The organism is Micromonospora sp. NPDC007208 (assembly GCF_042869175.1).
In the GTDB taxonomy this organism is placed as follows: Bacteria; Actinomycetota; Actinomycetes; order Mycobacteriales; family Micromonosporaceae; genus Micromonospora; species Micromonospora foliorum.
Genome location: NZ_JBIAFG010000005.1, coordinates 82,916 through 102,693 on the forward strand (window position 1 = coordinate 82,916; position 19,778 = coordinate 102,693).

Annotated in this window: 16 protein-coding genes; 4 read left to right on the forward strand and 12 right to left on the reverse strand. The window is 71.4% G+C overall.

The features are described from left to right. The first annotated feature begins 10 nt into the window (after nucleotides 1–10). Together ACFYL6_RS12210 and purD are read left to right on the forward strand one after the other, a co-directional pair. Nucleotides 11–940, forward strand: coding sequence for a type IV toxin-antitoxin system AbiEi family antitoxin domain-containing protein (locus ACFYL6_RS12210; protein ID WP_387170535.1), 930 nt, complete (start codon nucleotides 11–13; stop codon nucleotides 938–940). Between the two features lie 103 nt (nucleotides 941–1,043). Then, nucleotides 1,044–2,294 carry a phosphoribosylamine--glycine ligase gene (gene purD / locus ACFYL6_RS12215; protein WP_387170537.1) on the forward strand — a complete coding sequence of 417 codons (1,251 nt, stop codon included), beginning with the start codon at nucleotides 1,044–1,046 and terminating at the stop codon, nucleotides 2,292–2,294. 10 nt (nucleotides 2,295–2,304) lie between these two features. Here purD and ACFYL6_RS12220 read toward each other — a convergent pair whose 3' ends face one another. The 3 genes from ACFYL6_RS12220 to ACFYL6_RS12230 form a co-directional block, all read right to left on the reverse strand. Then, a complete protein-coding gene (locus ACFYL6_RS12220; protein ID WP_387171151.1) occupies nucleotides 2,305–3,867 on the reverse strand; it encodes an AMP-binding protein in 1,563 nt (520 codons plus the stop codon). 195 nt (nucleotides 3,868–4,062) lie between these two features. Beyond that, complete coding sequence (locus ACFYL6_RS12225; protein ID WP_387170539.1) at nucleotides 4,063–5,277, reverse strand: acyl-CoA dehydrogenase family protein; 1,215 nt, start codon at nucleotides 5,275–5,277, stop codon at nucleotides 4,063–4,065. A 1-nt stretch (nucleotide 5,278) separates the two neighbouring features. Further along, entirely contained in the window at nucleotides 5,279–5,731 is a 453-nt protein-coding gene (locus ACFYL6_RS12230; protein ID WP_196920508.1) for an SCP2 sterol-binding domain-containing protein, read from the reverse strand. A 68-nt stretch (nucleotides 5,732–5,799) separates the two neighbouring features. Between ACFYL6_RS12230 and ACFYL6_RS12235 the strand changes: the two genes are divergently transcribed. Beyond that, entirely contained in the window at nucleotides 5,800–6,438 is a 639-nt protein-coding gene (locus ACFYL6_RS12235) for a TetR/AcrR family transcriptional regulator (protein ID WP_387170541.1), read from the forward strand. 35 nt (nucleotides 6,439–6,473) lie between these two features. Here ACFYL6_RS12235 and ACFYL6_RS12240 read toward each other — a convergent pair whose 3' ends face one another. From ACFYL6_RS12240 to ACFYL6_RS12270, 7 genes are all read right to left on the reverse strand, one after another. Then, a complete protein-coding gene (locus ACFYL6_RS12240; RefSeq protein WP_387170543.1) occupies nucleotides 6,474–7,094 on the reverse strand; it encodes a DedA family protein in 621 nt (206 codons plus the stop codon). A gap of 64 nt (nucleotides 7,095–7,158) precedes the next feature. Next, nucleotides 7,159–8,421: an adenylosuccinate synthetase gene (locus tag ACFYL6_RS12245; protein ID WP_387170545.1), complete on the reverse strand. Its 1,263-nt coding sequence runs from the start codon at nucleotides 8,419–8,421 to the stop codon at nucleotides 7,159–7,161. Continuing rightward, nucleotides 8,418–9,377, reverse strand: coding sequence for a hypothetical protein (locus ACFYL6_RS12250; protein WP_387170547.1), 960 nt, complete (start codon nucleotides 9,375–9,377; stop codon nucleotides 8,418–8,420). The genes ACFYL6_RS12245 and ACFYL6_RS12250 overlap by 4 nt, the downstream gene beginning before the upstream one ends. Before the next feature lie 9 nt (nucleotides 9,378–9,386). Further along, nucleotides 9,387–10,358: a serine/threonine protein kinase gene (locus tag ACFYL6_RS12255; protein WP_387170549.1), complete on the reverse strand. Its 972-nt coding sequence runs from the start codon at nucleotides 10,356–10,358 to the stop codon at nucleotides 9,387–9,389. After that, complete coding sequence (locus tag ACFYL6_RS12260; protein WP_327033319.1) at nucleotides 10,355–11,107, reverse strand: NUDIX domain-containing protein; 753 nt, start codon at nucleotides 11,105–11,107, stop codon at nucleotides 10,355–10,357. The genes ACFYL6_RS12255 and ACFYL6_RS12260 overlap by 4 nt, the downstream gene beginning before the upstream one ends. A gap of 115 nt (nucleotides 11,108–11,222) precedes the next feature. Beyond that, complete coding sequence (locus tag ACFYL6_RS12265) at nucleotides 11,223–12,089, reverse strand: MaoC family dehydratase (RefSeq protein WP_387170551.1); 867 nt, start codon at nucleotides 12,087–12,089, stop codon at nucleotides 11,223–11,225. After that, nucleotides 12,089–13,438, reverse strand: a complete 1,350-nt coding sequence (locus ACFYL6_RS12270; RefSeq protein ID WP_387170553.1) for a 3-oxoacyl-ACP reductase — start codon at nucleotides 13,436–13,438, stop codon at nucleotides 12,089–12,091. The genes ACFYL6_RS12265 and ACFYL6_RS12270 overlap by 1 nt, the downstream gene beginning before the upstream one ends. A gap of 55 nt (nucleotides 13,439–13,493) precedes the next feature. On the opposite strand from ACFYL6_RS12270, the gene ACFYL6_RS12275 reads away from it, so the two are divergent. Continuing rightward, a complete protein-coding gene (locus ACFYL6_RS12275; protein WP_387170555.1) occupies nucleotides 13,494–14,786 on the forward strand; it encodes an acetyl-CoA C-acetyltransferase in 1,293 nt (430 codons plus the stop codon). A gap of 67 nt (nucleotides 14,787–14,853) precedes the next feature. On the opposite strand, the gene ACFYL6_RS12280 is transcribed toward ACFYL6_RS12275, so the two are convergent. Further along, nucleotides 14,854–17,157 (reverse strand): PKD domain-containing protein, encoded by a 2,304-nt coding sequence (locus ACFYL6_RS12280; protein ID WP_387170557.1) that lies wholly within the window; start codon nucleotides 17,155–17,157, stop codon nucleotides 14,854–14,856. A gap of 269 nt (nucleotides 17,158–17,426) precedes the next feature. After that, the gene (locus ACFYL6_RS12285; RefSeq protein WP_387170559.1) at nucleotides 17,427–19,733 is read right to left on the reverse strand and encodes a right-handed parallel beta-helix repeat-containing protein; all 2,307 of its coding nucleotides are present in this window, start codon (nucleotides 19,731–19,733) and stop codon (nucleotides 17,427–17,429) included. Nucleotides 19,734–19,778: the final 45 nt, after the last annotated feature.

The window sequence follows — 19,778 nt, forward strand, 5'->3', positions numbered from 1 at the left end:
GGGTGGCCGGGTGGACGCGTTGGATGTGGTGCGGCGGGTTGCGGCCGCGCGGGACGGAATTGTGACGCTCGGGCAGGCGCGTGCGGCCGGCCTGACCACGCATGAGGTGCAGCGGCTCTGCCGCGTTGGACGCTGGCGGGTCGTGGCGCGTGGGACCTATCTGGTGGACGCCGACCTGTACGACGGCATTCCTCGGGCGGCGCGGATCAGGGCTGCGGTGGCCTCCTTCGGGCCATCGGCAGCCGCTGTGCTCGCAACGGCTGCCGAACTGCACGGGTTGGCTGGCCTGCGCGCCACTGACGTGATCGACCTGTCGGTGCCAGGCCCGATCGCCAGGCCAGCTCGGCTCGCCCATCCGGAGGTGGTGGTCCATCAGTTGGTCATCCAGCCCGAGCAGCTTGTCCGGGTTAACGGAGTCACCGCCACCGAACCGCTGCGGACCCTTGCTGACGTGAGCCTCAGGGTTGATCGTTTTTCGGCGGTGAGCGTGCTGGATTCGGCGCTGAATCGTCGGCTCGTGACCACCGATGACCTGCTGTCCGTTCCGCGCCTCATTCGCGGACGACGCGGTGCGGTTGTGGCACGCGGCTATCTCAGCGAAGCCGATGGGCGTGCGCAGTCCCCGCTTGAGACGCGGACCCGGCTGCGCTGCGTGGACGGGAAGGTGCCACCCGACGCACTGCAACTTGAGGTCCGCGACGAGGACGGCTACCTGTTGGGGATCGGCGATCTCGGCTGGCGTGGTCCCCGGATCATCGCCGAGGCCGACGGCCGTGGCCCACACGGCGTCCCAGAAGCCGCCTACGCCGACCGCCGCCGCCAGAATCGCCTGGTCAACGCCGGCTGGACCGTCCTCCGATTCACCTGGCAGGACACCCTCCGCCCCGACTACATCCCCTGGACGGTTCGCCAAGCGATCACGGCCGCCCGGCGCCGTTGACCGGTGCAGTTGATCATGAAGTTATTGCCGCGACACGCCGTGGTGGAGGGCAACAACTTCATGATCAACGGGAGGGTGCGGGGGGACAGTAGGATCTCGGGTTGTGCGGGTTCTTTTGGTGGGTGGTGGTGGGCGGGAGCATGCGCTTGCGCTTGGGTTGGCGGGCGATCCGGGGGTTTCCGCGCTTGTTGCCGCGCCGGGTAATCCGGGGATCGCGAGCGTGGCCGAGCTGCGGACGGTGACTGCCACAGATCCGGCCGCGGTGGCGGCGTTGGCCGTGGAGTTGGCGGCTGATCTGGTGGTGGTCGGGCCCGAGGCGCCGTTGGTCGCCGGGGTCGCCGACGCGGTACGCGCCAAGGGCATCGCCGTGTTCGGCCCGTCCGGTGCGGCCGCTCAGCTGGAGGGTTCCAAGGCGTTCGCCAAGGACGTGATGACCGCCGCCGGCGTGCCGACCGCCCGGGCGTACGTCTGCACGGACCAGGAGAGCACCGCTCGGGCGTTGGACGAGTTCGGCGCGCCGTACGTGGTGAAGGACGACGGGCTCGCCGCCGGCAAGGGCGTGGTGGTGACCGACGACCGGTCCGCCGCGTTGGCGCACGCCAGCGAGTGTGGTCGGGTCGTGGTCGAGGAGTTCCTCGACGGCCCGGAGGTCAGCCTCTTCGTGGTCACCGACGGCGAGGCGGCGCTGCCGTTGGTGCCGGCACAGGACTTCAAGCGGCTCGGCGACGGCGACACCGGGCCGAACACGGGCGGCATGGGGGCGTACGCGCCGCTGCCCTGGGCTCCGCCCGGCCTGGTCGACGACGTGATGCGTGATGTGGTCCACCCGACGCTCGCGGAGATGCGTCGTCGGGGCACCCCGTTCGCCGGCCTGCTCTACGTCGGGCTCGCGATCACGGCCGCCGGCCCTCGGGTGATCGAGTTCAATGCGCGCTTCGGTGACCCGGAGACCCAGGTGGTGCTCGCGCTGCTGGAGACCCCGCTGGGCGGGCTGCTGCACGCGGCCGCCACCGGCACGTTGGCCGAGCACCCGCCGCTGCGGTGGCGGGACGGCAGCGCCGTCACCGTGGTGCTCGCCTCGCCGGGTTACCCGGCCGCGCCGCGTACCGGTGACGTGATCACCGGCGCGGACCGCGCCGGCATCATCCACGCGGGCACCGCCCGCCGGGCCAGCGACGGCGCGTTGCTCTCCGCCGGCGGCCGGGTCCTCTGCGGTACGGCCACCGGCCCCGACCTGGCCGCCGCGCGGGACGCCGCGTACGCGCTGGTGGACGGGGTGGAGCTGGCCGGTTCGCAGCACCGCACCGACATCGCCGCCGCCGCGATCGAGGATCGGATCACGATCCCGGGCTGAGCGCCAGCGGTCAGCCGTAGTAGCGGCGTAGTTCGCGGGAGAGCACCTTGCCGGTGGCGTTGCGGGGCAGGTACTTCACGAAGATCACGTCTCGGGGGACGCTGAACCGGGCCAGGAAGTGCCGGACGTACTCGCGTACCGCCTCGGGGTCGAGCGTCTCGCCGGGGTGCAGGGCGAGGAACGCGGACAGGCGCTGGCCGTACTCGGGGTCGGGCACGCCGATCACGGCCGCCTCGCGGACCTGCGGCAGTTGCGCGAGCAGGTCCTCCACCTCGGACGGGAAGACGTTCTCGCCGCCGGAGACGATCATGTCGTCGGCCCGGCCGTCGACGAAGAGCAGCCCGTCGGCGTTGAGCCGGCCGAGGTCGCCGGTGTCGAGCAGGCCGTCGTGGGTTTCCCGGCTGGCACCGGAGGTGTAGCCCTCGAAGAGCATCTCGTTGCCGACGAAGATCCGCCCGACCCGTCCGTCCGGCACGGGTTGGCCGTCCTCGTCGAGCATCTCCAGCCGGGTGCCGTGCGGCGGACGACCGGCGGTGGTGGGCGCCTGACGCAGGTCCTGCGGGTCGGCGATGGAGGCCCAGGAGACCTCGGTGGACCCGTAGAGGTTGTAGAGGACGTCTCCGTAGACGTCCATGAACTTGGGGGCCAGCCCGCCGGGCAGGGCGGAGCCGCTGACCGCGACGACCTTGAGCGGGGGGCGTGGGTCCGGCGGGGGCACCTCCAGCAGTCGCTGCACCATCACCGGTACGGCGAAGAGCGCGTCGCACCGGTGCGCGGTCAGGGCGGCGAGCGTGGCGGTCGGGTCGAAGCGGCGGTGCAGCACGATGGTGGCCCGCAGTGCCAGGCAGACCTGGAGGGCGGCGAATCCCCAGGTGTGGAAGATCGGCGCGGCGATCATCACCCGGTCCCGGGCGTGCAGGGGGATGCGGTCGATGATGGACACCAGCGGGCCGAAGCCGCCGGGCGTCGGCCGGCGAGCGCCCTTGGGCGTACCGGTGGTGCCGGAGGTGAGCACGATGATCCGGCCGTCGCGCTCGGGCGGGTGCAGGTCACCCGGCAGCGCCCCGGCCACCAACTCCTCGCGGGCGCGTTCGTCGAGCCGGGGCAGTTCGGCGGGGAGGCCGAGGACCCGCTCGGCGAACTCGTCGTCGTGCACCAGGAGCCGCAGCCGCTGCTCCTCGGCGACGGTGCCCAGTTGGGCGGCGCTGAGCCCGGTGTTGACCAGCACCGCGTCGACGCCGAGCAGGGTGGCGGCGACGATGGTTTCGATCAGCCCGTGGTGGTTGCGGCAGAGCACGCCGATCCGGTCGCCGGCCTGCACGCCGAGCCCGGCCCGCATCGAGCGGGCCATCCGCTCGGCCCGGTCGAGCAGGTCGTGGTAGGTCAGCTCGACGCCGTCCTCGTCGATGACGGCCGGGCGGCCCGGGTCCCGGGCGGCCGCTTGGCGCAGCTCGCCCGCCAGGCTCCACCCCCACGTCCGCAACGCGTTGAGCTGCGAGGCGACCCGGATCGGGCTGCCGGGGGTGAGCAGCCCGCGACGGGTCAGCGTGCCAACGATGAACGGCAGGTCCATGCCGCAGACCTCCTCGGGGTGGTGCGCGGACGGGGCGACCGACTCCCCGCCCATCAGGGCTTCTTTCCTTGATCATGCACTGGGCGCGGCTGGAGGCCCAGTTGGCGTCGGCGTGGGGTGACGAAGACGGCACAGATCGTGGAATCCGGGCCGCCGTCGGCCCGACCCGTGGCGAAGGGTCGGGCCGACGGTCGGTCAGCGGATCTGCATCCCGGAGATCGCCCGGGAGATGACCAGTCGTTGGATTTCGGAGGTGCCCTCGAAGATCGTGTAGATCTTGGCGTCCCGGTACCAGCGCTCGACCGGGTGGTCCCGCAGGAAGCCGGCCCCGCCGAGCAGTTGCACTGCCTTCTCGGTGACCGACACCGCAACCTCGCCGGCCTTGAGCTTGGACATCGACCCCTCGCCCGCGGTGAACGGACGGTTGTTGCGGCCCATCCACGAGGCCCGCCAGACCAGCAGCCGCGCCGCGTCGATCTCCATCCGCATGTCGGCCAGCGCGAACGCGACCGCCTGGTTCTCGATGATCGGGCGTCCGAACTGGACCCGGTCCTTCGCGTAGTCCAGCGCGTACTCGTAGGCGGCCCGGGCCACGCCGAGCGCCTGGGCGCCGACCGTGGGTCGGGACAGCTCGAAGGTGCGCATCGCGGCCTGTCCGGTGGCGCGCTGACCGGAGCGGGCCCGGTCGAGACGTTCCTGCAGGGCGTCCCGCCCGCCGAGCAGGCAGCGGCCGGGTACGCGTACCTCGTCGAGGAAGACGTCGGCGGTGTGGGACGCGCGGAGGCCGAGTTTGCGCAGCTTGCGGGTGGCCGCCAGGCCGGGGGTGCCCGGCGGTACGACGAACGCCGCCTGACCCCGGGAGCCGAGCGCGGGGTCCACCGAGGCGGTGACCACGTGCACTCCGGCGATTCCGCCGTTGGTGGCGTACGCCTTCTGGCCGTTGAGCACCCACTCGTCGGTGGCCTCGTCGTAGACGGCCCGGGTGCGCATCGCGCCGACGTCGGAGCCGGCCTCGGGTTCGCTGGTGCAGAACGCGGCGACGGCCGGCGAGTCGACGTCGCCGAAGCACTGCGGCACCCACTCGACCATCTGGTCGGGGGTGCCGGCGCCGTAGATGGCGGCGACGGCGAGCGAGGTGCCGAAGATGCTCAGGCCGATGCCGGCGTCACCCCAGAAGAGTTCTTCGCTGGCGATCGGCAGGGAGAGCCCGGTCGGGTCGGCCCAGCAGGTGGCGAGGAACTCGAAGCCGTAGAGGCCGACCTTCGCGGCTTCCTGGATCACCGGCCACGGGGTGTCCTCGCGCTCGTCCCACTCGGCGGCGGCTGGGCGCACGACCTCGGCGGCGAAGCCGTGCACCCAGTCGCGTAGATCCCGCTGTTCCTCGTTCAGGTCGAGCGAGAACTCAGACATGTCAGGCCTTGGGGATGTCGAAAAGGTTGGCGATGTTGGCGGCGAGGCCGAGGTCGCCCTTCGCCTTCAACTTGCCGGTCATGAACATCATCACCGGGTTGGCGCCACCGGAGACGATCTTCAGGAACTCGACCGGGCCCATGGTGAGGCTCAGCTTCGGGTCGTGCTGCGGGGTCTCGTTCACGACGCAGGTGCCGTCGGCGATGACCACCTCGTAGGTGTCGCTGCCGCCGTCGGGGCGACCGGTGATGATCCAGTGGATGACCGCGTTGGTGGAACCGGCCCGGTCCGCGCGGAACAGCGACGGCATCCGGCCGAACACCTCGCCCAGGACCTTGTCGCGCAGGTCGCCGGACATCACCTGGGCGATCTTGTCGTCCGGGGTGGACTTGACCAGCTGGGCAAACTCCTTGGGGCCCACGTTGGCGAAGGTGGCCGGGTCGAAGTCAGTCATCAGGTGCGCCTTCCGGAAGAATTGGCTACTCGCGCGTAACCCTACGCACGAGTAGGTATGCTCGCAAGGTGTCCAGCGTCCCCGCCTTCAAGCGCCTGCCTCGCGCCGTCCGCGAGCAGCAGATGCTCGACGCAGCCGTCAAGGTCTTCTCCCGCCGCGGCTTCCACGCCGCCAGCATGGACGAGATTGCGGAGGACGCCGGCATCTCCAAACCCATGGTGTACGCGTACCTCGGCACCAAGGAGGAGCTGTTCGTCGCCTGCCTGCACCGGGAGGGCACCCGGATGATGCAGGCCATCGCCGGGGCGGCGGCCCCCGACCTGCCGGCCGACGAGCGGCTCTGGCGCGGGCTCAAGGCGTTCTTCGGCTTCGTGGGCGCCCACCGGGACGGCTGGGCGGTGCTCTACCGGCAGGCCCGGGGCGAGCAGCCGTTCGCCGGCGAGCTGGCCACCATGCGGGCCCGGCTGGTCGAGGTGGTCGCCGGAATGCTCGACCACGCGCTGCGCGCCGAGGGCCGCGAGATCGCCGCCATCGACCTGGAGGTCGTCGCGTACGCCCTGGTCGGCGCGACCGAGTCGCTGGCCGACTGGCTCGCGGACCACCCGGAGACCGACCCGGAGAAGACGGCCACCCGGATGATGAACGTGGCCTGGCTCGGTGCCGCCCAACTGCTGCACGGCGTCACCTGGCGTCCGCCGGCCGACTGACGACCCCGGCGGAGACAGCGTCGCCGCGAGGCCGGTCAGTGGCGGGAGGAGGCGTGGCGGCGGACCCTGCGGCGTAGCCACCGGATCCCCTCCAGCCCGAACGTGACGACCACCGAGATGCCCACCCCGACCAGCAAGCCCTTCACCGGGTCGCGTTCGAATGCCAGCCCGCCGAAGTAGCCGAGCAGCCCGCAGTACAGCGCCCAGGTGACCGCGCCGATGCTGTCGTAGAGCAGGAATGACCGGCGGGGATAGCGCACCGCGCCCATGGTGAGGGTGACGGCGGTCCGCCCGCCCGGCACGTACCGGCTGGTGGTCAGGATGATTCCGCCGCGCCGGTCCACGGCCCGACGGGCCCACTCGGAGCTGGCCCGCCGCCGGCTGCCGTCGGGGAGGCGGGCCAGTCGGCGGGCGCCCCCGCCCCGCCCGATGGCGTACGAGACGTGGTCGCCGATCAGCGCCCCGGTGGCGGCGGTCACGATCACCAGGGTCAGGCTGGGGTGCCCCCCGCTCGCCGAGAGCACCCCCGCGGTGATCACCGCCGCCTCGCCCGGCACCGCGGGGAAGAACGCGTCGACCGCGGTGAGCCCGAAGATCACCAGGTAGACCCACGGCGACGTGACCGTCCCACGGAGGAGGTCGAGCAGGGCGTCCATGCCCCCATGCTTGCCGGGCGCGACCTACCCGGTGGGCGAGTCGCCGGATCGCGGCCCCGAGTTGTCAGTCGGCGTGCACCAGGGCCGGTGGGGCGAGCAGTGGACCGGACGGGGTCTTGTCGTCGGCGGTGGGGCCGTGCGAGGTCAGCACCACGGGTGCGCCCAGCTCCGCGCGTACCGCCTCGACCCAGTCCGTCGGCGGTTCGTCGTACACCGGGCGGGAGCGCAGCAGACGGGCGGTGAGCGCGGCCTGGCGGTCCAGGTCGCCGGGCGGGCCCGGGGTGAGTCGGTCGGTGGTGTCGTAGCGGCGGCAGATCCGCAGGTCGGGACCGGCCAGGTCGAGGTGGGTCAGGGCCAGGCCGTCGACCCCGCCGGTCGCGGCGAGGGCGTACCGGTGGGCGACCGCGTCGAAGTGGCCGAACCGGAACCGGCCCTGCCACGGGTTCGTCGGGTTGTGCGGGTCGGCGAAGGGCAGCGCCGGGTCCTCGGTCACCAGCGGGCCGGGCCCGTGCCGGGTGGTGACCAGCCGGAGTACCCCGATCCGGGTCACGTCACCGGCCCGGCCGGCCTCGGCGAGCAGGCTGTCCACGTTCGCGAAGGTGGTGGTGCTCCAGGTGGTGTACGGGTGGAAGCCGTGCCACTCGTCGAGCAGCACCCCCTGCGCGCCCTCGAAGACGCAGGTCCCGGTGCGCAGCGCCTCGGCGAGCCACCTGCCGTCGACGATGGCGATCCGCCCGGCGAACCCGGTGAACGCGGGCAGGCAGTCCTCGATCGGTGGCGCATCGAGCGGGCCCAGCTCGGCGGTCAGCCGGTCCCGCAGGGTGGTCAGCCGCCGGCGCAGCAGCTCCGGGTGGTGGCAGTCGGCGACCCGGGGCGCGTCGTCGGGGTGGGCGAGACCGTACGCGACGGCCTCGCCCACCCCCAGCCCGCAGGAGCCGTGCCGGTCGGCTCCCCGGGCGGTCTCGCGGGCCCGGTTGGCGGCCCGGTGGTACGGGGTGGCGAGCAGCGCGTCCCCGTCGACGGTCAGCCGGTCCAGCGCGTCGGGCACCCCGAGGGTGGCGAGGTGGTCGGCCTCGGCGGCCAGCGCCAACGGGTCCACCACCACGTGCCGGGACAGGTGCGTACCGACACCGGGATGGAACGTGCCGGCGCCGAACTGCGCGAACGTGTGGTGCCGCCCGTCGCGCAGCACGACGTTGTGTGCCGCCTGCGCGCCCCCGTTGAAGCGGACCACCGTGTGCACCCGACGGGTGGCGCAGAGCCAGTCCACCACCGTGCCCTTGCCGGCGTCGCCGTAGCCGAGGTCGACCACCGCCACGTGGTTCACAGCCGGGTCACCCCGCTGGCGGTGTCGCGGAACGCCGGCAGCGTCGACACCTCGGCCCGCCGGTCCCGGCCGAGGCGGGCCAGCGCCTTCGACACGGTGCCGGTGGCGCCGGAGCCGGCGCGGTCCAGGTCGCGAAGGCCTTCGTCCAGGTCGATTGCCTGTTCGCCGAGGCCGATGGTGAGCGCGATGGTCTCGCAGACCGCGTCGAGGTCGTCGAGCACGACGGTGTTCTGCCCGAGCAGCTCCCGCCAGAAGTCGAGCACCTTCGCGTTGCCGGCGTAGTGGCTGCCGGCGGGGAGCAGGTAGTAGGTGTCCCAGCGGCGGGTCACCTCGTCGACGACCTGCCGCAGCGGCACGTCCTCGGAGAGGTCGTCCCCGATCAGGCCGGCCACCTCCCGGGCCTTCACCCGCTGGTACGCCAACTCGTCGCCGATGATGAACAGGTAGCCGCGCCGGCCGCGCTTCTCCCAGTTGTCGGTGACGGTGTGCCGGGCCATGAAGTACATGGCCAGCTCGTACGACTCGCTCATCTGCCCGCCGCCACCGCCCTCCAGCACGATCCGGCCGAGGTCGTCGTCCATCCGGTTGTCCGACTCGAACTGGCCCACCTGCAACGGCACCCGGTCACAGGTGGCGTCGCCGATGGCGCCGAACATGATCTGCGGGTCGCTGGCGTAGCCCTGTCGTTGCAGCAGCCCAAGAAGCTGCGGCAACTTGGTCTGCAGGACCCGCGGGACCGTGCGCATCGAGCCGGTCACGTCGAAGAGCACCGCGACGGGCGTCGACCGGGGGTGCTCGTCGGAGTCCCGGCTCTCCCGGGTCGCGTCCCGGGGGTCGAGCGCGGGGTGCACGGTGCGCGCCCCGCTGTCGCTGTAGGAGAAGGCGCTCTTGCCGGTGGACCGGCGGTAGCGGTCGGCGGCGTCGTACACGTCGGTGGACCAGATTCCACTGCCCATGACAGCTCCTTAGGGGGTGAGGGTGAAGGGTCGGAAGGTGCGCGGCCCGTAGAGGCGCTCCAGCACCTGGTCGAGTTCGCGCAGCAGGCGCCAGGCGTCGTCGGGCCGGGCCTCCAGGGACCGTTGCCGGCAGCCCTGCGCGAAGGTGTGCAGCTCGCCGGGCGAGCGCGGCCCCATCAGCCAGCTCATGCAGTGGCTGGCCATCGCGATGTCGGTCCCCGGCCCGGTCGGCCGCTTCCGGGTGACCTCCTCCGGGTACCAGTCCTCCTGGCCGGGCACCAGCGCCGGGATCGTGCTGCCCACGGCCGCGGAGAAGCACCAGTCGACGAGCACCACGCCGTGGGCGTCCGGCTCGATCAGCACGTGTCGCGGCAGGACCGCGCCGTGCACCACGCCCGCCCGGTGGGCCAGGCCGAGCACCACCAGCAGACGCCGCCACATCCAGGCGACATCCCGGGCGTCCAGCCCGTCGGGGTACGCGCGCCGCACCTCGTCGAGGTCGTGCAGGCCGGGTGCGGTGGCGAGCACGTTGATCCGCCGTTCCGCGCCGGTGGCGGTGTCGCGGTGCCGGAACTCGTCGACGAGCCGGGGCACGTACGGCAGGTAGCGCGGGTCGCCCCGCTCCGCGATGGTGCGCAGGGCGTGCGCCTCGCGGGCCATCAGGTCGTTGTCGGTGGGCCGTCGGGGGAGCTTGAGCAGCCGGTCGTCGCCGACGTCGTAGAGGTCGGCCAGGTCACCCGAGTGGGCCGGCGCGCCGAGCCGGTAGTCGCCGAGGACTGTGGTCCGCCGTGCCTGCCACCGGGTGGTGACGTGGATGAACGCGTCGAGGGCTTCGGCGCGTACCGCCGGGTCGGTCGGCAGGCGGTCGGGGTGCAGGGCCGCGACCAGCTCGCGGTAGCGGCGGGCCGGCTGGTCCGCGCCGAACAGGTCGGCGTCGGTGCGGGCGGCCGCGACCAGGCCGATGGCCTCCGTGGCCCTCACCGCACCGTCTCCTCCCGGGCGGGGCGCAGCAGCGCCGGGTGCAGCAGCCGGGCGTCGCCGGCCCGGTAGAGCCGGGCGCGCGGGCCGCCCCGGGCCCCGCCGCGCTCGGTGCTGGCGCCGGTGCTCTCCACGAAGCCCGGCACGGAGAGCACCTTGCGGTGGAAGTTGCCGGCGTGCAGCGGGTGCCCCCAGACCGTCTCGTAGACGGCGCGCAGCTCGCTGATCGTGAACTCGGCGGCGAGGAAGCGGGTGGCGAGTGGGGTGTACTCCAGCTTGGACCGGGCCCGTTCCAACGCGTCGTCGATGATCCGGCCGTGGTCGAAGGCGAGCTGCCGGCTGGTCAACGCGGTCACCGGCAGCCAGATCGCCTCGTCGGCGTCGCTGCCGGCGGCCGGATCCGGCAGGTCGGGGGCGAACGCGAGGTGGGCGATCGAGACGACCCGCATGCGCGGGTCACGGTCGGGGGCGCCATAGCTGCCCAACTGCTCCAGGTGTACGCGGCGCAGCGCCTCGCCGCCGAGCCCGGTCTCCTCGGCCAGCTCCCGTCGAGCGCCGGCGGTCAGGTCCTCGTCGGGGCGGACGAAGCCCCCGGGCAGCGCCCAGTGCCCGGCGAAGGGTGCCTCGCCGCGCCGGATCAGCAGCAGGTGCAGCGCGCCGTCGCGGATGGTCAGCGCCACCACGTCGACGGTCACGGCGACCGACGGGTAGGCCCGGGGGTCGTACGCGGCCAGGAACTCCTGCTCGTTCATCATGTCTCTCTCATCCTGAGAACATCTCGCTGTGAGAACAACTTAGCGCAGAAGCGTGCGCCTGCCAAGGGGCAAGCCGCCGAGTGCGCTCAGCGCCCGAACCCGCCGAGTGCGCTCAGCGCACGAGACCCGCCAGATGGGGTCGGCCACGCGAGTCGTGCAGGGCGAACCCGCCGTCCGGCAGGCGCGCGAAACTCACCGTGCTCGGCAGCGGTACGGGCAGCTTGAAGGCGACCTCGACGGTGTACGCGTCCGGCAGCCGGGACTCCAGGGCGGCCAGGCAGCGCGCCTTGCTCCACATGCCGTGCGCGATCGGGCGGCGGAAGCCGAACAGCCGCGCCCCGAGTCGGGAGGTGTGGATCGGGTTGTGGTCACCGGAGACCCGCGCGTACTCCGTACCGACGCGCGGTTCCACCCGCCAGCGGGCGGTGGCCGTCGGCGCCGCCGGACGTTCGCCTCGGTCGCGCCCGCCCGGCTCGCCCTCCCGACCGAGGTACGTCGAGACGCCGCGCCACACCTCCTCCCCGTCGACCGAGCCGACCAGCACCACGTCCACCTGCCGCCCCCGGTCGTGTGGACGCAGGTTCTCCGCGTACGTCGTGAAGTCGAGGGTCTCGTCGGCGGTGATCGGGCGGTGGGTGGTGATGTGGTTGCCGACGTGCACCAGGCCGATCAGCGGGAGGGGAAAATCCGGCGCGGTCATCAGGCGCAGGGCCAGTGGGAAGCCCATGACGTGCGGAAACGTCGCGGGCAGCCGGTCGCTGAGCCGGAACCCGCAGACCCGGTCGTAGTCGGCCAGGTGCGCCCGGTCCACGGTCACCCCGCGCACGGTCAACTCGACCGCCGGCAGGTCGGGCCCGCGCCGCCCACCGCCGAGGCCCGGCAGCGCGCCGAGCATCGCCCGTCGGTGCAGCGCCCCGGCCGCCGGCATCCGGGGCAGTTCGACAGGGGTCCGGCTGCCCGACTCCGGCCGCGCGCCCATCACGCCCCCAGCAGGCTCTGGCCGCAGACCCGGACCACGTTTCCGCTGATCCCTCCGCTGGCCGGCCAGGCCAGCCAGCCGATCGTCTCGGCCACGTCCACCGGCAACCCGCCCTGGGCCAGGCTGTTCATCCGCCGGCCCGCCTCGCGGACCACAAGCGGGATGCGCGCGGTCAGCCGGGTCTCGATGAAGCCCGGGGCCACCGCGTTGACGCTGATCCCGCGTTCCCGCAGAGCCGGCGCCAGCGAGTCGACCAGCCCGATCACGCCGGCCTTGCTGGTGGCGTAGTTGGTCTGCCCCCGGTTGCCGGCGATCCCAGCGATCGAGGAGACCGAGATGATCCGCCCGCCGGCCGGGATCAGCTCCCGCTCCAGCAGCACGTCGTTGATCCGCTCCTGGCTGGACAGGTTGACGTCGAGGACCTGGTCCCACCGGTCGGCGTCCATCCGGCCGAGCGTCTTGTCCCGGGTGATGCCGGCGTTGTGCACCACCACGTCGACCCGGCCGTGCCGGCTGGCCAGGTGCTCGGCGAGTCGGGCCGGCGCGTCCGGCGCGGTCAGGTCGAGTTGGACGGCGGTGCCGCCGATGTCGTTCGCCACCGCGGCGAGCGCGTCGCCAGCGGCCGGGATGTCCAGGGCCACCACCTGCGCGCCGTCACGGGCCAGCACCTTCGCGAGCGCCGCGCCGATCCCCCGTGCCGCGCCGGTGACCAGCACGACCTGCCCGTCCAGCGGGCGGTCCCAGTCGGCCGGGACGCTCGCCGCGCCGCCGGCGACCCGGATGACCTGCCCCGACACGTACGCGGAGCGGCCGGACAGCAGGAACCGGAGAGTCGATTCGAGGCCGACGCTGGGGTCGCCCTGGGCGCGGGACACCTGGACGAGTTGCGCGGTGATGCCCCGGCCGAACTCCTTGCCGATGCTGCGGACCAGCCCTTCGAGGGCGCGCTGGGCGGTCGCCTCGCGGGGCGTCGCGCACTCCTGCGGCGGGGTGCCCAGCACGATCACCCGGCCGCTGGGCAGCACGGCCCGGGCCTGCGGGTGGAAGAAGTCGTAGAGCTGGCGCAGCTCGGTCGAGTCGGTGATCCCGGTGGCGTCGAAGAGCAGTGCCCCGTACCGCTGCGGGGCGGCGGCGGCCGGGTCGGCCAGCTCGACCCCGGCGGCGGTCAGTCTCATGGCCACCGGTTTGGCGTACCGGGCGCCGGTGGCCGCGCCGAGCAGGGCCGGCCCGGTCAGCAGGGGGTCGCCGGGGTGGTGCCGGCGCAGTCGGGGCGGGTCGGGCAGCCCGAGGCGCTTGACCAGCGCGCGGCCGGCGGCCGATTGGACGAAGCTCGCGTACCTGTCGGTCATGGGCGTAGCCTACTGGCCAGTAGGGTTCGAGCAACACATGTAGAGGAGGCGGATCGTGCAGAGCATTCGGCGGGTCGCGGTCATCGGGGGCAACCGCATCCCCTTCGCCCGTTCCAACTCCCGCTACGCGGACGCGTCCAACGCGGACCTGCTCGGCGCGGCGCTCGACGGCCTGATCGCCCGATACGGGCTGGCCGGGCAGCGCATCGGCGAGGTGGTGACCGGTGCCGTGCTCAAGCACTCCCGCGACTTCAACCTCACCCGAGAGGTGGTCCTCGGCTCCCGGCTCGACCCACACACCCCGGCGTACGACATCCAGCAGGCCTGCGGCACCGGCCTGGAGGCGACGATCCTGGTCGCCAACAAGATCGCCCTCGGTCAGTTCGACGTGGGCATCGCCGGCGGTGTCGACACCACCTCCGACGCCCCGCTCGCCGTCAACGAGGAGATGCGCCGCACGCTGCTCAAGCTCAACTCGGCCCGCACGCTGGGCGAACGGCTCAAGATCGCGGCGAAGCTGCGCCCGCTCCAGCCGTTCAAGCCGGAGATCCCGCGCAACGCCGAGCCGCGTACCGGCCTGTCCATGGGCGACCACGCGGCCCGCACCGCCGTGCGCTGGCAGATCGACCGGCGCTCCCAGGACGAGCTGGCGCTGCGCTCACACCAGCGCCTCGCCGCCGCGTACGACCGGGGCTTCTTCGACGATCTGGTGACGCCGTACCTGGGGCTGACCCGCGACCAGAACCTCCGCGCCGACACCAGTCTGGAGAAGCTCGGCAAGCTCAAGCCGGTCTTCGGAGCCAAGGGTCCGGACGCCGAGCAGGCCACCATGACCGCCGGCAACTCGTCGCCCCTCACCGACGGCGCGTCCACCGTGCTGCTCGCGTCGGAGGAGTGGGCGCGGGAGCACCACCTGCCCGTGCTGGCCTGGTTCAGCTGGTCGGAGACGGCGGCGGTGGACTTCGTGCACGGCGACGAAGGGCTGCTGATGGCGCCCGCGTACGCGGTGCCCCGGATGCTGGCCCGTGCCGGGCTGACGTTGCAGGACTTCGACTACTACGAGATCCACGAGGCGTTCGCGTCGCAGGTGCTGGCCACCCTCGCCGCCTGGGAGTCGCCGGAGTTCTGCAAGGACCGGCTCGGACTGGACGCGCCGCTGGGCGCGATCGACACCGACCGGCTCAACGTCAACGGCTCCTCGCTGGCCGCCGGGCACCCGTTCGCCGCCACCGGCGGGCGGATCGTGGCGACCCTGGCCAAGCTGCTGGCCGAGCGGGGCAGCGGGCGCGGGCTGATCTCCATCTGCGCCGCCGGTGGTCAGGGCGTGACCGCCATCCTGGAGCGCTGACCGCGCCTTCGCACGGCGACGCCCGCCGGACCTGAGGGTCTGGCGGGCGTCGATCGTGTGGTGTGGCTCAGCCGAGGGTGAATTTCTCCCAGGTGCTGATGGTGGGGCCGTTGGCGATCAGTGGCTTGGACCCTGCGCCGTCGGCGCTGGCGTACTTGTTGTTGATGGCGGCCTTGAAGCTCACGGTGCCGCTGGCGTTGTCGAGATAGAACATCTCCCAGCTGCCGATCGCTGGGGCGGACGCGATCAGCGGCTTGGTGCCGACGCCATCTGCGGAAACGAAGCGGTTGTTGACGTGCGCGAGCAGGGCGACCGTCCCGTAGCCGAGGTCCACGAGGTCGAACCGCTCCCAGGTGCTGGCGGTCGGGGCGGACGCGATCAGCGGCTTCGTGCCGGCACCGTCGGCGCTGACGTAGCGCCCGTTGACCCGGGCCTTCAGCGTCCTGTTCGCGTCACCGGTCGACACCTGGCGGAATTTCTCCCAGGTGTCGACCGTGGGCCGGCTCGCGGTCAGCGGGACGGTGCCGCTCGGATCGGCGGTGACGTACTGACCTGTGCTCGCCTTGAGACTGATGCTGCCATCGGTGTTGCTCGCGACGGTGAACGTCGCCCGGGCGTCCACCGACTGACTTGTCGCGGTCATGGCGGTGGGGTCGGCGGTTCCGATGGCGAGGTATCGAGCGGTGCTGCGAGAGAAGAGCGCGACCTGGTGGTTGCCAACCTCCAGGACATCGAACTGCGCGGTTGCGCCCAGCCGGAGCTGGTTCGCCCGAAGGCCGGTGATGGCGTTGCCCGAGTCGATGTAGCGGCGGTTGGACACGGTGAGCAGACCCACGGTCGAGGTTGGGCGTAGCACGCTGACCGGTTCAGAGCTGGTCGCCGACTGGCCGTCGGTCGCGGTGACTTTGATCCACAGGTTGTAGGTGCCCGGGTTGGCGTAGGTGTGCGCGACCACCGGGCCCGACTGGGTGACGACGCTGCCATCGCCGAACGTGAACTCGTAGGACTTGATCGGATTCAGGCCCGGGGTGGAGGCCGTTGCGTCCACCGTCACCCTCTGCGCCGCAAGGTTGAGCGCGACGTCGAAGGAGGCCACCGGAGGTCGGATCGTCTCCACCGCGCCCCGGTCGGCGTAGGTGACCGGGCCGGCGCCGGTGTTCGGCACCGTGGGGTCGTCCACGCGCGGGGTACCGGTCCGGTCCAGTTTCTGGAACCCGGGTGCGGCGGAGTTCGCCGAATCGTAGGTGTCCTGCGGTCGTTCCGTCTCCCGATCGTTCGCGGCCTGGCCGGATGCTGCCCGAAACCCGGCGAGGCTCATCGGGGTGTTCCAGGCATAGGAGTCGGTGCGATGGTGGTGCACGTTGTTGTAGTCGATCACCGTCCGGCCGACAGCGTCACCGTAGATCCCGATCTCGACACCGTCGAGAGCCTTCGGATCGCACCCGACCTGTCCGACGAAGCCGTTGGAAACGAGCACGTTGTTCTGTATGGAGACACCGGACGAGGCCCCGTCGACCCGGATGCCGTCGAGGCAGCGCTGCTTGATGCTGTTGCTGGTGATCGCGGTGCCGGTGGCCCCGTTGTTGTGGATGCCGAGACCGGCTCCGCCGGTGATCACGTTGTTGGCCACCACCTTGCCGGTCGCACCGGTCCCCAGGACGACAGCGGTTTCGGTGAAACCGCCGATGCTGCCTCCGATGACCGTGTTGCCGGGCCCGTCGATCCGGATCCCCACGCTGGGTACGTCAAGGGAACGGTTGACGTTGCCGGACACGCTCGTGCCTGAGATGTCCACGCCGCTGCTCGCGGCGTCCATGGTCACTCCAGAGCTGGCGGCCTTCGCCGTGACGATGCTCGTCTGCGACAGGCTCGACCTGGTCACCGTCGCGAATCGGACCACGGGTGTTGCTGAGGAGTTGTTCAACGAGTAGCGGCCCCCACGGATCGTGATGCCCGAGGCGTCGTGGGCGTCGACGGCGGGCAGGTCGCCCGACCCAATGACCTGGATATTCTGGAGCACGATGTCGTGCTGGCCGTCGATGACGAAGCCAGCATTCTCCCCGACCAGACTCGCCGAGGTGCCGACGAATACGACCGGCTGCTCCGGGGTGCCGGCGGCTTTTACGGTGACGCGTTCGCGGTAGCTGCCGGCACCGATGTCTACGGTCTGCCCGCCGGTGACGATCGCTGCTGCGGCCCCGATCGAACAGAAGGGTTGGGCGAGCGTGCCGGCGTTCTGGTCGGAGCAGTCCGTCGCCGCCTGCCGGACGTACAGGATCTTCAGGTCGTCGGCCTGGGCCGGGACGGTAGTGCCAAAGGTTCCGGCCGTCAGGACGACGGTGGCGAGACCAGCGAGGAGCGGTGCGCGCATGAGTGTCCTCAGGGAGGGGATCCGGAGTACGCAGGGATCAGATGAAGATGATCATGCAGCATCGGGAGGCGGGGCCCTGACCGTGATCGTCGTGGGCGTACGGATCTGAGCGACGTGCAACAGGAAGTTCGTGATCTCTTCATCGGTTGGCCCGTCGCTGGCAAGGTCGTCCGGTCGCCTCCGTCACCGTCTGACAAGCTGCACCGACCCCTACGTGACGACGCCCGCCGGACCTGAGGGTCTGGCGGGCGTCGATCGTGTGGTATGGCTCAGCCGAGGGTGAATTTCTCCCACGTGCTGATGGTGGGGCCGTTGGCGATCAGTGGCTTGCTGCCCGCGCCGTCGGCGCTGGCGTACTTGTTGTTGATGGCGGCCTTGAAGCTGACGGTGCCGTCGCTGTTGCGGGTCATGGTGAACCGTTCCCAGGTGCTGGCCGTGGGGGCGTTCGCGATCAACGGCTTGGTGCCTGCGCCGTCGGCGGACACGAAGCGGTTGTTGGCACGGGCGAAGAGGGCGATCTGCCCGTTGCCGAGGTCGGCGATGTCGAACCGCTCCCAGGTGCTGGCGGCCGCCTGGCTCGCGATCAGCGGTTTCACACCGGCGCCGTCAGCCATCACGAAACGGCCGTTCACGTTGGCCTTCAGCGACCTGTTGGCGTCGGCTACCGGAACCTGGAGGAACTTCTCCCAGATGCTGACCGTCGGCCGACTCGCCGACAGCGTCAGGGCACCGCTGGGATCGGCGGTGGCGTACAGGTTGTTGCTCGCCTTGAGGCTGACGGTGCCGTCACCGTTGCGGACGACGGTGAACTTCTCCGAGGCGCTGACGACCTGGCTTTCGGCGTTCAGTGTCCCGTCGGCCAACTGGGCGACGTAGCGGCCGTTGGCCCGGGCGACGAGGGCGACCTGTCCGTTACCGGCGTCCGCCAGGTCGTACTGCGCGGACGCGGTCAGACCGACCTGGTTCGGTCGCATGGGCACGGCACCGACGTAGCGGAGGTTGGACAACGCGAGCAGGCCCACGGATGCCGTCCGCCGCAGCACGCTCACCTGCTCGGTGCTGCTGCCGGACAGACCGTCGGTCCCCCTGGGGCTGACGGTGACGTCATAGGTGCCCGGTTTGGCGTATTTGTGGGTGGCGATCGGCGTCGACTGGGTGACTGAGGTGCCGTCGCCCCAACTGAACTCGTAGAAGTCGATCGGGGTGAAGCCCGGCGTGGAGGCGGAGGCGTCCACCCTGACCGTGCTCGTGCCGAGGTCCACGGTGGCGTCGAAGGACGCCACCGGGTGCCTGACGGCCTCCGCGGTGCCACGGTCGGCGTACGTGATCGGGCCGGCGCCAGTGTTCGGCACGGCCGGATCGTCACGGCGTGGCTTCCCGTCGGCGTCGAGCTCCTGGTAGCCGGGTGCCGCCGAGTTCGCCGAGTCGACGTTGTCTCGTGCATCCCACGTGTACCGGTCGTGCGCAGCCTGCCCGGAGACGGCACGGAACTGGGTGAGACCCATCCTGGTTCCGTTCCACGAGTAGCTGGTCGCGGACGTGGACTGGTGCCAGGTGTTGTTGTGATCGATCACCGTGCCGCTCAGCGCCTCGTCGTAGACCCCGATCTCGATCCCCTCGGAAGCCTGCGGATCGCAGTAGCCGGAGAAGGCGCCGTTGTTGCGGAGCACGTTGTTCTGCACCGAGACCCGGGACGACGTCCCGTCGATCCGGACGCCGCCCAGGCAACGGTCCTGGATGTCGTTGTTGGCGATGCTCGTGCCCACGGCTCCGCGGTTGTGGATGCCGTATCCGATCCCGCCCCTGAGCCGGTTGTTGGCGATCACCGTCCCGGAGGCGGCAGGGCCAACCGAGATGGCAGCGCCCGAGAAGCCGGCAACGTCGCCGTCGAGGATCGTGTTGCGCGGCCCGTCGACTCGAATGCCCACGCCGTCACCGGCGGCGACGTGTTTCGGGTCGGTCGACACCATCGTGTCGTCGATGATCACCTCGCTGGTGGAGGCATCCATCGTCAGTCCGCCAGCGAGTGCCGTCCCGCTGGCGATGACCTGTTCCAGCCCCGCCATCGTCACACTGGCGAGCCGGATGGCGGGCGCGGTCGCGACGTTCGCCATGGTGAAGCTGCCGCCCGAGATCAAGATGTTCGAGGCGTTACGCAGATCGAGGGCGGGCACATCGGCTGACCCGCTGGAGTTGATTTCCTGAATGTAGATGTCGTGTTGGCCGTCGATGACCAGACCCGCGGTCGGACCGCTGAGTGTCACAGGTGTGCGAGGGGTGTTGGCGACGAAGGCGATTGCCGCCTCCGGCGTGCCGGAGCGGGTGATGGTGACGCGCTCGGGGTAGGTGCCGCCGTCGACGAGGACCGTCTGGCCGGCGGTCACCACGGCCGCTGCCGCACCGATCGTGCAGAACGGCGTGGTCGCCGAGCCTGGCCCCTGATCGGAGCAGCTCGCGTCGGCCTGCTTGACGTACAGGGCCAGTGGTTCGGCCGCCTGGGCGGATCCGCCGGTGGCCAACAGGGTGCCGCCGGTCACCGCGATCGCGGCGAGGCTGGCTAGGGGGGCTTTGAGCATTCGTGCCCTCTGTCGAGGTGGAGGAACCGGCTTCGCCGGAAGTCG